General features: G+C 32.9%; 16 protein-coding genes and 1 pseudogene. 14 read left to right on the forward strand and 3 right to left on the reverse strand.

The genetic code is table 11. The features are described from left to right. Positions 1 to 100 precede the first annotated feature (100 nt). Positions 101 to 943 carry a DegV family protein gene (locus tag ACZ76X_RS16505; RefSeq protein ID WP_041184214.1) on the forward strand — a complete coding sequence of 281 codons (843 nt, stop codon included), beginning with the start codon at positions 101 to 103 and terminating at the stop codon, positions 941 to 943. Positions 944 to 1,210: 267 nt separating this feature from the next. Here ACZ76X_RS16505 and ACZ76X_RS16510 read toward each other — a convergent pair whose 3' ends face one another. Further along, positions 1,211 to 2,185 (reverse strand): MBL fold metallo-hydrolase, encoded by a 975-nt coding sequence (locus ACZ76X_RS16510; RefSeq protein WP_479851034.1) that lies wholly within the window; start codon positions 2,183 to 2,185, stop codon positions 1,211 to 1,213. Positions 2,186 to 2,520: 335 nt separating this feature from the next. Here ACZ76X_RS16510 and ACZ76X_RS16515 point away from each other — a divergent pair, with 335 nt between their 5' ends. Next, the gene (locus ACZ76X_RS16515; RefSeq protein WP_078418580.1) at positions 2,521 to 3,108 is read left to right on the forward strand and encodes an SCO family protein; all 588 of its coding nucleotides are present in this window, start codon (positions 2,521 to 2,523) and stop codon (positions 3,106 to 3,108) included. A gap of 38 nt (positions 3,109 to 3,146) precedes the next feature. Here ACZ76X_RS16515 and ACZ76X_RS16520 read toward each other — a convergent pair whose 3' ends face one another. Then, on the reverse strand, positions 3,147 to 3,608 hold the full coding sequence (locus tag ACZ76X_RS16520; RefSeq protein ID WP_001288087.1) for an Hsp20/alpha crystallin family protein: 462 nt from the start codon (positions 3,606 to 3,608) through the stop codon (positions 3,147 to 3,149). A gap of 217 nt (positions 3,609 to 3,825) precedes the next feature. Here ACZ76X_RS16520 and asnB point away from each other — a divergent pair, with 217 nt between their 5' ends. The 10 genes and pseudogenes from asnB to ACZ76X_RS16570 all read left to right on the forward strand — a co-directional run bounded on the left by asnB (position 3,826) and on the right by ACZ76X_RS16570 (position 12,170). Further along, on the forward strand, positions 3,826 to 5,727 hold the full coding sequence (asnB, locus tag ACZ76X_RS16525; RefSeq protein ID WP_000333816.1) for an asparagine synthase (glutamine-hydrolyzing): 1,902 nt from the start codon (positions 3,826 to 3,828) through the stop codon (positions 5,725 to 5,727). 93 nt (positions 5,728 to 5,820) lie between these two features. Further along, complete coding sequence (locus ACZ76X_RS16530; RefSeq protein ID WP_479851035.1) at positions 5,821 to 6,180, forward strand: GNAT family N-acetyltransferase; 360 nt, start codon at positions 5,821 to 5,823, stop codon at positions 6,178 to 6,180. A 42-nt stretch (positions 6,181 to 6,222) separates the two neighbouring features. Next, positions 6,223 to 6,558, forward strand: coding sequence for a hypothetical protein (locus ACZ76X_RS16535; protein ID WP_479851036.1), 336 nt, complete (start codon positions 6,223 to 6,225; stop codon positions 6,556 to 6,558). Positions 6,559 to 6,788: 230 nt separating this feature from the next. Beyond that, the gene (locus ACZ76X_RS16540) at positions 6,789 to 7,646 is read left to right on the forward strand and encodes a phosphatase PAP2 family protein (RefSeq protein WP_479851037.1); all 858 of its coding nucleotides are present in this window, start codon (positions 6,789 to 6,791) and stop codon (positions 7,644 to 7,646) included. A 136-nt stretch (positions 7,647 to 7,782) separates the two neighbouring features. Further along, complete coding sequence (locus tag ACZ76X_RS16545; RefSeq protein ID WP_479851038.1) at positions 7,783 to 8,748, forward strand: ABC transporter substrate-binding protein; 966 nt, start codon at positions 7,783 to 7,785, stop codon at positions 8,746 to 8,748. A gap of 131 nt (positions 8,749 to 8,879) precedes the next feature. Then, positions 8,880 to 9,755, forward strand: coding sequence for a D-amino-acid transaminase (dat, locus tag ACZ76X_RS16550; RefSeq protein ID WP_479851039.1), 876 nt, complete (start codon positions 8,880 to 8,882; stop codon positions 9,753 to 9,755). 98 nt (positions 9,756 to 9,853) lie between these two features. Beyond that, positions 9,854 to 10,501 carry a nitroreductase family protein gene (locus ACZ76X_RS16555; protein WP_479851040.1) on the forward strand — a complete coding sequence of 216 codons (648 nt, stop codon included), beginning with the start codon at positions 9,854 to 9,856 and terminating at the stop codon, positions 10,499 to 10,501. A gap of 259 nt (positions 10,502 to 10,760) precedes the next feature. After that, the gene (locus tag ACZ76X_RS16560; RefSeq protein ID WP_479851041.1) at positions 10,761 to 11,249 is read left to right on the forward strand and encodes a hypothetical protein; all 489 of its coding nucleotides are present in this window, start codon (positions 10,761 to 10,763) and stop codon (positions 11,247 to 11,249) included. Between the two features lie 65 nt (positions 11,250 to 11,314). Continuing rightward, positions 11,315 to 11,507 (forward strand): annotated as a pseudogene (locus ACZ76X_RS16565) (hypothetical protein). A gap of 114 nt (positions 11,508 to 11,621) precedes the next feature. Beyond that, a complete protein-coding gene (locus tag ACZ76X_RS16570; RefSeq protein WP_479851042.1) occupies positions 11,622 to 12,170 on the forward strand; it encodes a cysteine hydrolase family protein in 549 nt (182 codons plus the stop codon). 35 nt (positions 12,171 to 12,205) lie between these two features. Here the strand turns inward: ACZ76X_RS16570 and ACZ76X_RS16575 are convergent, their stop codons facing one another. Then, the gene (locus ACZ76X_RS16575) at positions 12,206 to 12,655 is read right to left on the reverse strand and encodes an NUDIX hydrolase (RefSeq protein ID WP_479851043.1); all 450 of its coding nucleotides are present in this window, start codon (positions 12,653 to 12,655) and stop codon (positions 12,206 to 12,208) included. A 225-nt stretch (positions 12,656 to 12,880) separates the two neighbouring features. Between ACZ76X_RS16575 and ACZ76X_RS16580 the strand changes: the two genes are divergently transcribed. Beyond that, positions 12,881 to 13,318: an Hsp20/alpha crystallin family protein gene (locus ACZ76X_RS16580; RefSeq protein ID WP_479851044.1), complete on the forward strand. Its 438-nt coding sequence runs from the start codon at positions 12,881 to 12,883 to the stop codon at positions 13,316 to 13,318. A 278-nt stretch (positions 13,319 to 13,596) separates the two neighbouring features. Then, positions 13,597 to 14,490 (forward strand): mechanosensitive ion channel family protein, encoded by an 894-nt coding sequence (locus ACZ76X_RS16585; RefSeq protein WP_479851045.1) that lies wholly within the window; start codon positions 13,597 to 13,599, stop codon positions 14,488 to 14,490. The last annotated feature ends 90 nt before the right edge of the window (positions 14,491 to 14,580 follow it).

Consider the following 14,580-nt stretch of genomic DNA (forward strand, 5'->3'; position numbering starts at 1 on the left):
AATATAATTAATTTGATGAAATTTCGTTCCAAATTGTTGAAAGCAATGGGAATACTAGTATAATAACAAGGAGAGCGTATTGGAAAGGGAAGAATATAATATGCAAAAAATTAAAATTGTAACAGATTCAACGGCGGATTTATCACAAGAGGTAATTGAGAAGTATGACATTCATGTTCTACCATTATCAATCTCTGTAAATGGACAAACATATTTAGATCGCGTTGATCTACAACCAGATGAATTTATTGAAGAAATGATTAAATCAGAGGAACTACCAAAAACATCACAACCAGCAATGGGTACATTTGTAGAAATGTATGACAAGTTAGGGGAAGATGGAAGTGAAGTACTTTCCATTCATATGACAAGTGGAATGAGTGGTACTGTAGCAACTGCAAATAGTGCTGCATCAATGACCGACACAAAAGTAACAGTTGTTGATTCGCAATTTATTACACATGCTTTAGCATATCAAGTAGTTGAAGCTGCGAAAATGGCAAATGAAGGACGCTCACTAGAAGAAATTTTAAAACGTGTAGATGAAGTAAGAAAGAATACTCGTTTATATGTAGTAGTAGATACATTAGAAAACTTAGTGAAGGGTGGGCGTATCGGTAAAGGAAAAGCGTTTATCGGTTCGCTACTTAATATAAAGCCAATTGCTAGTCTTGAAGAAGGTGTTTATAACCCTGTAACGAAAGTACGTAGCCAAGGTCAAATTGTAAAAACGTTAGCTAAGTTATTTGAGGAAGATACAGCTGGAAAAGTTGTAAAAGCTGTGGCAATTCCACATGCGAAAGCAATTCCTTTAGCTGAAAATGTAAAAGCGGCTGTAGAAAAAGTAAGTGGATTTGCTAAATCAGAAATTTTCTTTACAACGCCTATTATTAGTACTCATACAGGTCCGGGTGCAATCGGATTTATGTATTTAGCAGAGTAATAAAAAAGCTACTTGAAATAAATTTCAAGTAGCTTTTTTTATACCTCTATTTACGGGCGATTGGTTAAGTAGGAGATGAAGAACTCCCGCTTATTAAAGTTTCACTTTATGTGAATAGAAAGTAAGAAATAAGAAGGGCTATACAGGCGCTACCACTAATAATATAGCGAGTCTGTAAATATTCATTCATAAAAAACACCTACTGATTAAAGTTTCACTTTATGATTTTCTATAGTATATGTTGAATATAGAAAATAAGTAGTTATGTTATACTTGTAACGTTTCAATTTTTTCATTTATTTGCTTATCATTTGTTACGCCATTATAAGTGAAAGTTTGACCTAAAAAGAGTACATGCAGTTGTTCCCACGGTAACATACGTAAATTCCAATCATTTCGAAGCCTTGTTATTGCCTCGCGGGGTGTTTCATCGGCTAGTGCAAAAGCTCCGTAGTGCATTGGTATAAAGTGTGTAGCATTTAAATCTAAATAAGCTTGCACTGATTCTTCAGGTGAAACGTGAGATATTTTCATAAACCATTCTGGTTCATATGCTCCAATTGGCATAAGGGCAATATCAATTGAAAAGCGTTTGCCAATTTCTTTGAACCCTTTAAAATAGCCACTGTCTCCACAAAAGTAAATGGTTTCTTCCGTTGTTTCATTATTAATAATCCACCCACCCCAGTGAGATGTATTCATGTCAAATAATGATCTTCTCGTCCAGTGTTGAGCAGGGACGAAGTGAAAGGAAACATCATTAATCGTTGTATTCTCCCACCAATTATACTCTTCTACGTTAGTAAATTTTTTGCGAGTAAATAATTTTTTTAGCCCAATTGGTACAAGGTATAGTACATCATCATTTAGCTGGCGAAGCGTTGAAAAATCTAAATGATCATAATGACCGTGCGAAATGAGGACAATATCAATTTTAGGTAGTTCTTGTATAGAAAGTCCAGGTTCAGTAAGCCTCGGAACTAATTTTAATTTAGTAGCCCATACTGGATCTGTTAATATGTTTAGTCCGTTCGTTTGAATAAGGAATGTAGAATGACCAATCCAAGTTACAGTCGTTTTTTCAAAGTTGTTTTGTAGGAATTTACTTTGTTTAACAGGTGATTGTTCTACTAAAAAAGAAAAGTCCTTTTTATTTTGTTTTCGCTCTTTTCGCCAACGTATAAAGGAACGAATTGATTTTTTTGTGCTCACATTACCCATGTTTTCATAACGTTTTGTCATGAATATCACCTCATTTAAAATCTTTGTAATTGTATTGTACCGAAATGTTGTTAAGGAATACAGTGTATAACATGGATGAATGTTTAAGGAATTGTTAAAAAATAGGGAGCTGTATTTACAAAAGTAACAATACAATGGGTTTTACAACTTTTACTTAGAGAAATAATAGTAAAAAAATATAGTTTGTCTAGTAATTCGCTTGAAATAAAGAAGTAACATACGTAAATTCGTACGATTTCGTGAACAAATGTAGTAAACAATTTTCTCGTAGTGTTAACTTTTGTTATGATAAACATAACCTATTTAAATTTAGGATAGAGAAAAGAGGTTTATAAATGAAGCGTTATCAAAAAATAATTGGTCTTATGGTTGTATTTTGTCTCTTTGTACTTGCTGGATGTAGTGGATCAGGTTCAAAGCTTCGTAAACCATTAAATTGGGATTTAGAAACGTTCCAATTTACAAATCAAGATGGAAAGCCATTTGGTACGAAAGATTTAAAAGGGAAAGTTTGGGTTGCAGATTTTATGTTCACAAACTGCCAAACTGTTTGTCCGCCAATGACTGCTAATATGGCAAAATTGCAAAAGATGGCAAAAGAAGAGAAATTAGACGTTCAGTTTGTCTCGTTTAGTGTAGATCCAGACCTTGATAAGCCGGAGAATTTGAAGGCTTTCATTCAAAAGTTTACAGAGGATACTAGTAACTGGAATTTACTGACAGGTTATTCATTAGAGGATATTACGAAGTTTTCAAAAGATAATTTCCAATCACTTGTAGATAAACCTGAGAATGGTCAAGTTATACATGGCACATCATTTTATTTAATTGATCAAAATGGAAAAGTAATGAAAAAGTATAATGGTATTAGCAATACGCCGTATGAAGACATTATACGTGATATGAAGCGATTAGCGGATTAAAAAGAAGGGTGCAATGAAAGCACCCTTCTTTTTTTACATTAGTCTATGGATAAAATGTCATGTTGCTGTGGAAGTTTCGGTGCTCGAATTTCTAATACGCCGTTTTGATAAGAAGCTTTCGCCGCTTTTTTATTAATTGAATACGGCAACTTAATTAATCTTGATGCTTCTGAAATGGAGCGTTCTCGTCGATAATAGTTATGGGATGTTTGCTCTTCTTCTTCTAGTATCTCTTCTTTTACAGAGACTTTTAAGTATTCACTTTGTATTTCAATTTGAATTTGCTCTTTTTGTATACCTGGTAGTTCAGCTGTAACAACGAGTTCTTCGCCAACTTCGTATAAATCTACAGGGAATGTTAATAAACGGTTTCCTTTTTGGAAAAAATGATTTAAATCAGCAATTACATTGCGAAGTGGTGTTTGCTCGAAGAAATCATCAATTTGCTTTAAATAATTGCGAACCGGTGGGCGAGAAGAGTCTTTTTTTTCTTCACTCATGGTATTCCCTCCTAGAAATCAATTTGCAATATCATATGACAAAAGCGGAGAAAGGTGATTGCCTAATTTTCATGTTTTCATAAAAAATTGTTAAAAATGTGAAATGGAGTGATTTTTTTATAGTTTTTGGTCGCCATATTCAGTTGATTATGCTAGTATAAATAGGGTTGATATAGTAGTATAGAGACAGAATGAAAACTGAAAGAGGGTAAGAAGTATGTGTGGTTTTGTAGGATGTTTATGTGAAAACCCTAGAGAGTTTTCAGAAACAGAAAAACATCAATTTGAAAATATGAACACGATGATTTTCCACCGTGGTCCAGATGACGAAGGATATTTTCGTGATGAACATGTACAATTTGGCTTCCGCCGTTTAAGTATCATTGACTTAGAGGCAGGACATCAGCCGCTAACTTATGAAAATGATCGATATGTAATTATTTTTAATGGTGAAATTTACAACTATGTAGAATTACGTGAAATGTTACTTGAAAAAGGTGCAACGTTTGCAACGCAATCTGATACAGAAGTTATCATTGCATTGTACGCACATATGAAAGAAAAATGTGTAGACTACCTACGTGGTATGTTTGCATTTATGATTTGGGATCGTGAAGAGAAGAAACTTTTCGGTGCACGTGATCATTTCGGTATTAAACCTTTATACATTGCACAACAAGGCGATACTACATTCTTCGCTTCTGAGAAGAAAAGTATTATGCATGTGATGGAAGATAAAGGCGTTAATCCAACGTCACTACAACATTACTTTACGTACCAATATGGTCCAGAGCCAGAAACATTAACAATTGATGTTAATAAAATCGAACCTGGTCATTATTTCGTAAAAGAAATCGGTAAAGAGATGGAAATCCATCGCTACTGGAAACCTTATTTCAATGCTTCAAGTGCAACGAAAGAGGAGCATATCCAAGCAATTCGTGATGTGTTATATGATTCAGTAAAAGTGCATATGCGCAGTGATGTACCAGTAGGTTCATTCTTATCTGGTGGTATCGATTCATCTATCATCGCTTCTATCGCAAGAGAAATGAATCCAAATCTTTTAACATTCTCTGTTGGCTTTGAGCAACGTGGTTTCAGTGAAGTTGATGTTGCAAAAGAAACTGCTGAGAAATTAGGCGTTAAAAACCATAACGTATTCATTTCAGCGAAAGAGTTTATGGATGAGTTCCCAAAAATCATTTGGCACATGGATGATCCTTTAGCAGATCCAGCAGCTGTACCATTGTACTTCGTTGCAAAAGAAGCACGTAAACATGTAACAGTTGTTCTTTCAGGCGAAGGTGCAGACGAGCTATTTGGTGGTTATAACATTTATCGTGAGCCAAATTCACTAAAAATGTTCTCTTACATTCCTAGCCCAGGTAAGAGCGTTCTAAAAGCATTAAGTGGTGCTCTTAAAGAAGGCTTTAAAGGTAAGAGCTTCTTAGAGCGTGGATGTACGCCAATTGAAGAGCGTTACTATGGAAACGCGAAAATCTTCCGTGAAGAAGAAAAAGCTGAATTAATGAAGTATTACAATGAAAGTGTTAACTATATGGATATCACGAAACCATTGTATAACGAAATTAAGGATTATGATGATGTAAGCAAAATGCAGTACATTGACATGTTCACATGGTTACGCGGTGACATTTTATTAAAAGCTGATAAAATGACAATGGCAAACTCATTAGAACTTCGTGTTCCGTTCTTAGATAAAGAAGTATTTGATGTTGCGTCTAAAATTCCAACTGAATTTAAGATTGCTAACGGAACTACGAAAGCTATTTTACGTGAAGCAGCACGCGGAATCGTTCCAGATCACGTATTAGATCGTAAAAAACTTGGATTCCCAGTACCAATTCGTCACTGGTTAAAAGACGAAATGCATGATTGGGCTATTAATATTATAAACGAGAGTAAAACAGAGCATTTAATCGACAAACAGTATGTATTAAACTTACTGGAAGCACATTGTGCGGATAAAGGCGATTATAGCCGTAAAATTTGGACTGTACTTGCGTTTATGGTATGGCATCAAATTTATGTTGAGCATAAATACGATACGAATAAGTTCCACGAAGAAACGAAACGTGCGTATAGCTTAGTTTAATTAGAAAAACCTTAAGATCGCATATGGTCTTAAGGTTTTTTTCATAAATAGGATGTATTATTGATACAATAATAGTAAAAGGATGGACAACATATGATTACGTTTGAAAAAGTAACTGTAGAAAATGACAGCGTTGTTAAAGAAATGTTTCGCTCACATAGTTTAACTGAGAATCAAGTACAGTATTGTGTGAAAGTAGATGATACATATATTGGTGTAATAGACTATAGTGTACAAGAGGAGAGTGCGGTTTTATCTCAGTTAATTATTCACTTCGATTATCATAGTTACGGTTATGGGACAAATACGTATTTTACATTTGAAACGATGATGAAAGAAAGAAATGTGAAAGAGATAAAGGTATTACAAAAGGCATTAACAGAACAAGCTAAATCCTTCATAGAGAGTTTTGGATTTAATGTGGAAGATGGAATATATGTGAAGAAAATATAGCAATGACTGGTTATTTGAGATAAATATCAGGCAGGTGGATGTATGACGATAACTTCTGGTCTTGTATTAATTGGAGGGTGTTTTTTAGTAGCAGAGCTAATTCATATGTTTATTCGAAAAAGAATGAATAAGAAGAGAAAGCCATATGAATTACAATATGCTCCAGTGTTTTTCCTTTTGTTTAGTATGCTCATTACATTACAAAACGTAACGAACTTCCCACCACTTTTAAATGTTTTTTTAAAATTTGGTTTGCTGTATAGTAGCACTGGAATTGCCCTTTTATTTCTTTTATTTTGCATACGTTATATTCACTATCAATCGTATATATTTATTTTAAATTGGTTAAAGCAAAATGATAGAAACCGCCTTACATAAGGCGGTTTTTTTTATTTGTAATTGTAATGGATTTGTATATAAAGCTCAAAATACCATTGAAATTTATAGAAATGATTAGAGGATTTAACATATAATCTGTTTTTAGTATGTGGTACTATATATTCTTAATCTGTAACGTAAGTAGGTGTATAAATTTGAAATGTTAATCAACTAGTCTATCTGAATTGCTGGCAAATAGCAGAAGTTGTTTTTAGGAGGTATCGTTTTTTATGGTTAATATTGATAGGTTATTTCTTGAATGGATGATAAGTTTGGAGGGAAGTGTACTTACAACATTTTTTAAACTTGTATCTAGTATTGCAAATGAAACGTTGTATTTAGTTATTATTTCGATTTTATATTGGTGCGTTTCTAAAAGAAAAGCATTTCATATGATTGTTATGCTTTGTTTCTCTGGATATATAGGGATAGCGGTAAAGGAATGTATGAAAATCCCACGACCGTATACATACGACGGAATTCAAGCTTTATATGAAAAATCAGCCGCAGGTTATTCGTTCCCAAGTACACACGTGCAGTTAGCGACAACATTTTGGAGCTCATTCATGATTTTATGTAAAAAGAGAATGATTTGGATCATTGGTATTGTTTTTATTATATTGGTTGCTACCTCTCGTTTATATTTACGTGTACATTGGCTCAGTGATATAATGGGTGCCGTTTTAATTAGTGTTATCGTTGTTTATTTATATACGAAAGTAACAGTAGGATTAAGTGATAAGAGATTCATATTGTTACAACGAATTGTATTGGCTGTTTCACTTATTATGTATTTTATGACAGACCAAATAGAGCATTTAAAATTACTTGGAATTTTGACAGGTTCTACGATTGGTATCATGTTAGAGAATCATTTTATTAAAATGAATGAAAATAATAGTTTAAAAATACAAATAGTAAAAACAGTATTAGGTCTTAGTTTCATGTTCATGATGCAGCTCATATTAAAAAAAGTAATACCTGATATGTATTATTTACGTTATGTACTGACTGGAATTACAATTACTTTCTTATGTCCGTTTATTTTTCATATGTTATGGTTAAAAAATGTGAGTAGAAACAAGTAAGAGTTTGAATAAAAATGAGGTATGAGGTCCGCATTATATATATTGAAAAACTTTTCTGATATATATATTGACAATGTATGAGATATACATTACTCTTTAAAATGTAAATGATAATCAATTTCAACTAGGAGGACTTATGACACGCACTAAAAATATTCTTATACTTTGCGTTATATTACTAATGGTTATAATTGCAGGGTGCGGTAAAGAAGAAGAGAAGAATGATAAAGATACATCGGCTAAAGCAAAAGATTCATATACGATAAAACATGCAATGGGCGAAACGACAGTAAATGGTACGCCAAAAAGAGTTGTTGTTTTAACAAATGAGGGTGCTGAGGCACTTTTAACTGTTGGAGTAACGCCAGTTGGAACGACAAAACCACGAGCTGGTGATGAATGGTATCCTCATTTAGCAAAAGAGCTAAAAGATACGAAAGTAGTAGGAACTGAGCGTGACATTAATTTAGAGGCGGTAATGAAGCTTCAGCCGGATTTAATCATCGGAAATAAAATGCGTCACGAAAAAATATATGAGCAGTTAAAAGAAATCGCACCAACTGTATATACTGAAACATTGCGCGGTGATTGGAAAGAAAATTTTACTCTTTATACAAAAGCTGTAAATAAAGAAAAAGAAGGGCAAAATGCTCTTAATGATTATAAAAAGCGTATTACATCAATAAAAGAACAATTAGGAGATAAAATTAACTCTAAAGTTTCCATTATTCGCTTCGTCCCAGGTGATGTTCGTATTTATCAAAAAAATTCATTCTCAGGTGTTGTATTACATGACATTGGATTTAAACGACCACCACTACAAGATAAAGATGAATTTGCGATAAAAGGAATTACAAAAGAGCAAATTCCAAATATGGATGGGGATTATTTATTCTATTTCACATCTGATAAAGATGCAGATAAAAATAATGAAGGAAACACGTTAGCGAAAGAATGGACAGAAGATCCACTCTTTAAACAGTTACAGGCTTCTAAAGATAATAAAGTATTCCAAGTAGATGAAGTGATTTGGAATACAGCAGGTGGTATTGTAGCTGCAAACCTTATGTTAGATGATATTGAAAAATATTTTCTAAAGTAAAGGAATGGCCGAGTACATCACTTTAAACGGGTGATGTACTTTTTTATTTGTTAAAATACAGAAAATTCCTTCTTTTAGGTGTGAATAAGTTGTACAATTATACCAATCATGGAATAAAGGAGTGGGGAAAAATGAAAGCTACTCATAAAGATTGGATTTTATTTAACGGAAGAATTGTAAATACGAAGGAAGAACAGCCGATGATTCCATTAGAGGAGAGAGGCTTTCAATTTGGTGATGGTATATACGAGGTATTTAGATTATATGATGGGAAGCCACATTTGTTAGATTTACATTTAGAACGATTCTTTAATTCTATGGAAGAAATTAAACTAATTCCACCGTTTACTAAGGAAGAGTTAGTAGAAGAGTTACATGAAATGATTGAAAAAAATCAATTTCAAGAGGATGGGAATGTATATTTGCAAATATCAAGAGGTGCTCAAGCGCGGAATCATGTATATGATTCCAATATGCAACCAACATATTTTGCAAATATTGTTTCGTTTCCAAGACCAATTGCTGCAATGGAACGAGGAATAAAAGTTACTGTAGAAGAGGATATACGCTGGAAGTTTTGTCATATAAAATCTTTAAATCTGTTACCAAATATTATGATTAAAAATAAAATAAACGAACAAGGCTATCAAGAAGCGATATTAGTACGAGATGGAATTGTAACAGAAGGGTGTCATTCAAATTTCTTTATGGTGAAAAATAATAAATTGATTACGCATCCGGCTGACAATTTCATTCTACATGGTATTACACGTCACTACGTTATTACATTAGCGAAAGAGTTACATATTAAAGTAGAAGAACGAGAATTTTCACTACAAGAAGTATATGAGGCTGATGAGTGCTTCTTCACAGCGACACCACTTGAAATATTCCCGGTCGTTCAAATAGGGGATGAACAGTTTGGAGTCGGAGAAAGAGGACCGATTACAAAGAAACTTCAAGTTGCATATGAAGAAAGTATTCGTTTGTTTAAAGTTACGAACTAATATTGAAGAAAAAAGCTGGTATTCCTCCAGCTTTTTTTCATGATATAATTCAAGGATAGGACAAGATTTGAAAACGCTGTAAAAAGGGGATTTAATGTATGAATTATGAAGATTTAAAAGAAGTAATTCAAGGTAGACGAAGTGTTAGAAAGTTCACGGAACAGGAAGTATCCACTAGTGATATAAAAGAGATTATTGATTGTGCACGTTATGCACCGAGTGATACGAACTCACAAACTTGGGAGTTCTTGGTTATTATGAACCAAGAGAAAATTAAAGAAATTGAACAAATGACATGGGATGCATTACATAAACTTGCGGCAAAAGCGGCAGAAAACGGAGAAGAGAAAGCGGGGAAATTACTTACACGTTCTTTCGGACCATATGCAACAGCTTTCTCAGAGGCACCAGTATTAATCGTTTGTTTGGCAACACCATATGAATCAAAATTTCGCGAAAAGATATTTGATCCAATTGCTTTTGTTCCAGATTCAGTTTGGGAAGAAGAAGGAATTAAGAGTAGCTGTTTAGCGGCACAAAACTTAATGTTAGCTGCACATGCGAAAGGGCTTGGCACTTGTCCAATGACAGGACCGGTATTGTTAGCTCAAAATGAACTACGACAATATTTACAAATTGAGCCTGAAAAACAAATAAATATGGTTATTTCACTCGGTTTTCCGAAAGATAAGCCGAAGAAACTTCCAAGAAAAGAAGTAGATGAGATTACAACATTTGTTTTTTAAAACTTAACATAAAAAGACATTGAATGAACAATGTCTTTTTATTTTGAACAGGTATGTAATGAATCTATTGGGCTAAAATGATAGATAAGAGGGAATTACTATTTATTTCATAAAAAAAATTAATGTTCTATTAAGGAAAGTATGGTACATTAATCGTGGGCAAGATACTATTTGTTCATGAAAGTGTTGAAAATAGTCTTAAAATTTAAAAGTTATTTTTGTATAATAAATAATAATGAAATGACAGGGGGGATGAATTTTGAAAAAATTCATAATCACTGGATTGTCTGTATTGTTATTAGCCGGTTGCGGTGCTCCACAAGAAAAAGAGGGTGCGCAATCAAAGCAGGAAGAACAAGTTGTAAACGCAAGTAATGAGAATATAGTTGCATTTCCTGAAGGAGCAGTGCCAGTAGGAGAAGGAAAAGTAACAGTTATTACACCAGACGGTACTTCTGAAAATGGAAATATACCAGCTGTATTCATCAAAAAGGATACTTTAATTCAACATGTTGAATTAGAGCTTTCTAATTTTCAAAATGATAAAGAAACATTTATATTTGTAGATCAAGTATATGCAGATAAACATCAAGTAACTAGTACAACACAGACAACAGTACAATTAAAAGAGAAGACGCTTGAGACAGGTAGTCATACGATTACTGCAGTTCAGTATGAAAACAATGACCCAAAAGGAAAGGTTATTAGTTTAAATCAAGCAACATTTGAAACAAAACCAGCGTCTTAAGTAAGGATAAAAAGCACATTACTCAAAAAGTAGTGTGCTTTTTTGTTTATCTAGAGGATGTAATAGTGAATAACTTGTTTCGTTTTCTAATACGATTAAGTAGGAAGAAATCAATTGTTTCTACTATGACAGTCATTTGGTTTGCGATCCAAGAGGTGACTCAAATTACGCTTTGACTATTAAATTCACGACTTGTTAATAGGAGCTATTTGTTTTACCATTATTTATCTAGTATATGATAAACTCGGATTAAGGTAAGTTTTACATGAAAAATGTAGGTATTTCATTTGAAATGTCGAATAGTACATACGATGTCGTAATAACAAATTTTCTATTGTTTACTGTGAAACAGAAGAAGGGAAGATAGTAGTTATGAAACGAGCTCTTATTAATATTGATTATACATATGATTTTGTAGCTGAAAAAGGCGCTTTAACATGCGGGAAACCAGGACAAGAAATTGAGAAGGAAATTGTCCATATAACGAAGCAATATATTGAAAATGGAGATTATGTTGTCTTTGCGATTGATAAACATGAAGAAAACGATGCATACCATCCAGAATCAAAGTTATTCCCGCCACATAACATAGCTGGTACAAATGGAAGAGATTTGTTTGGTGAATTACAAGAAGTGTACGAAACATATAAAAATGCAGAGAATGTATATTATATGGATAAAACACGATATAGTGCATTTGCTGGAACAGACTTAGAGATGAAGTTAAGAGAAAGAGGAATAGAAGAAGTTCATCTTGTAGGTGTTTGCACTGATATTTGTGTTCTGCATACAGCAGTAGATGCTTATAATAAAGGATTTAAAATTGTAGTTTATGAAAAGGCGGTTGCATCTTTTAATACGCAAGGGCATGAATATGCACTTGGACATTTTAAATCTTGTTTAAACGCAGAAGTGAAGTGAAAAAAGAGGCCTTTAAAAAGGTCTCTTTTTTACGTTTAAATAGAAACAACATTTTGCTCGATTAGTTTTTTTATGAACGGACTTATTTTTTCTGGTAACGCATTTATATCAAAAAATTGTACATGTAATGATTCAATTCCATCAGCTTTTAACGTACCGCCAGTAATGTCTTTGCAACGATATGCGATTGTTATAGGGTAAAATTCATCCCCGTTTGGTAATTTCACAAAAAATTCTTTTCCAGAAAATACGCTTATTAACTGTAAGGTTCCTATTTCAATCCCTGTTTCTTCGAACACTTCTCGTCTCCCAGTTTCTTCTGTTGATTCACCAAGTTCAACGAACCCACCAGGGACACCCCAAATACCATTCTGCCTTTGTTGAAGTAATATTTGTCCTTGTTTATTGAAAACAGCTACAGCAACTCCTGCGAGATTGAGTGGTCTTGATCCGACAACTTCTCTAAGTTCTTCAATATATCCCATTGTATGTAACCTCCGTAAGAAAAAATAAGAGCAAATAAACTATTCTTTATTATGTAAATATATTCCTCTTTATAAGGAGAGAGATGTCATGTAACTTATTTGTTTTATTTGGTAAAATATACATCAAAAAAGGTCAAACAAATTATTTGACCTTTTTTGACCAAATGTTATAATAAAGACAGAAAGAGATAATCTTTCATTCATAAATAATAAGGAGGAAAAAATATGCGTAATTTATTTCCAGAGATAACAAAACGTCAAAATGGTATTTTTGATTTTGGGCCTTCTTTATTAGGGGGGATGACAGATACTTTTTTTAAACCGATGAACATGGATACTTTTAAAGTAGATGTTCATGAGCAATCTGATAAATATACTGTGAAAGCAGATTTACCAGGTTTTCAAAAAGAAAACATTCAAGTTGATTTTGAACAAGATGTATTAACGATTCAAGCAACTAATCATAATGAAGTAGAAGAAAAAAATGAGAATGGCATATATATTCGTAAAGAACGTTCTATAGGTTCTGTAACTCGACGCTTTAGTTTTAAACAAGTTGAGGAAGAAAATGTTAGAGCAAATTATAAAGATGGTGTACTGACAATTGAATTGCCAAAATTGAGAGAAGAAAAAAGCAGTAAGACAACAATTGATATCGAATAAAAGAGCTGATAAATTCAGCTCTTTTTTACGTAGTTAATAAATCGTAATGAGTAGAATAAAGTATAATGTTGAAAAATTTCTACTATTACCTCCCCTTAGGTTATTAAAAAGGGTATATTTAAAGGAAAGGAAAAGAACATCTACATATTGTTTAAAGTAAATTAGTAATACAGTCAAAATACATAGTAAGAGTAGTGGCATTTTAGATTAGGATAATAGAATTTCCTAGAACAAACTGAGACGATTATGAATTTTTTAATTAGTAAGGAAGTGGTAAGATGAGTTTATTAACGTATACTGAAGAATTTTTTAATTATGTACGGGAGTTTTTACTTTTAAGATTTTTACTGTTTGCTTTCGTTTTAATCATCATCTCTTTTGTAATCAACCGCATTATTGATTGGTTTTTTAAGAAATCAAGCTTTTTTGATGAAGAGGTAGAGCAAACGATTCAAAGTGTAATTCGATCTATTTTTAGATATATCATTATCATCAGTTTAATCATTTATTTAATTAGCCAATTTGTAGATATAAAAAGTATCATTGCAGGTGCCGGGATAGCGGGGGTTGTTATTGGTTTTGCTGCACAACAGATGTTAAAGGATGTTATATTAGGCTTTGCGAGATTAGCGGACAAAGAGTTTCGTGTTGGCGATTTTGTTACTTTCAACGGAACAAACTCAGGAACGATTGAGGAAATTAGTATTCGTTTTATGCAAATTCGTGAATGGTCAGGAAAACTTCTTACGATACCACACGGAGAGATTAGAACGATACAAAATTTTAATAAAGGATGGATGCGTGTAATTGAACGAATTACGGTAAGTTATCAGGAAGATCCTACAAGAGTTAAGGAGTTATTAGAAGAAGTTTGTGTAAATTGCAATGAAAAATTCGCTTCAAATCTTTATAAAGTAGAAGAAGAAGCTGTGGAACCGTTTAAATACGTTGGTGTTACAGATTTAAATCCAAATCTTAAATACGTTGGATATGAATTTTGTATTACAGGCTTAATAAAGCCAGAAGATTATTTCGAAACTTCTAGACAAGTAAGGTTTGAATTAATGTCTATGTTCCATAAGAATCAAGTGCAAATGCCAGCAACAAATATGTTCGTTACTACTGAGAGTTTACAGCATAACCATGGTGGACAATCTGTATCGGACAGCTAAAGTCGAATAATTGGATAAAAAACAATAATAAAATGATCGATATAAAGAAAGAACTGAAGGAATTCAGTTCTTTCTTTATTTATAGAATTT

This window comes from Bacillus sp. BC05(2025) (assembly GCF_056725905.1).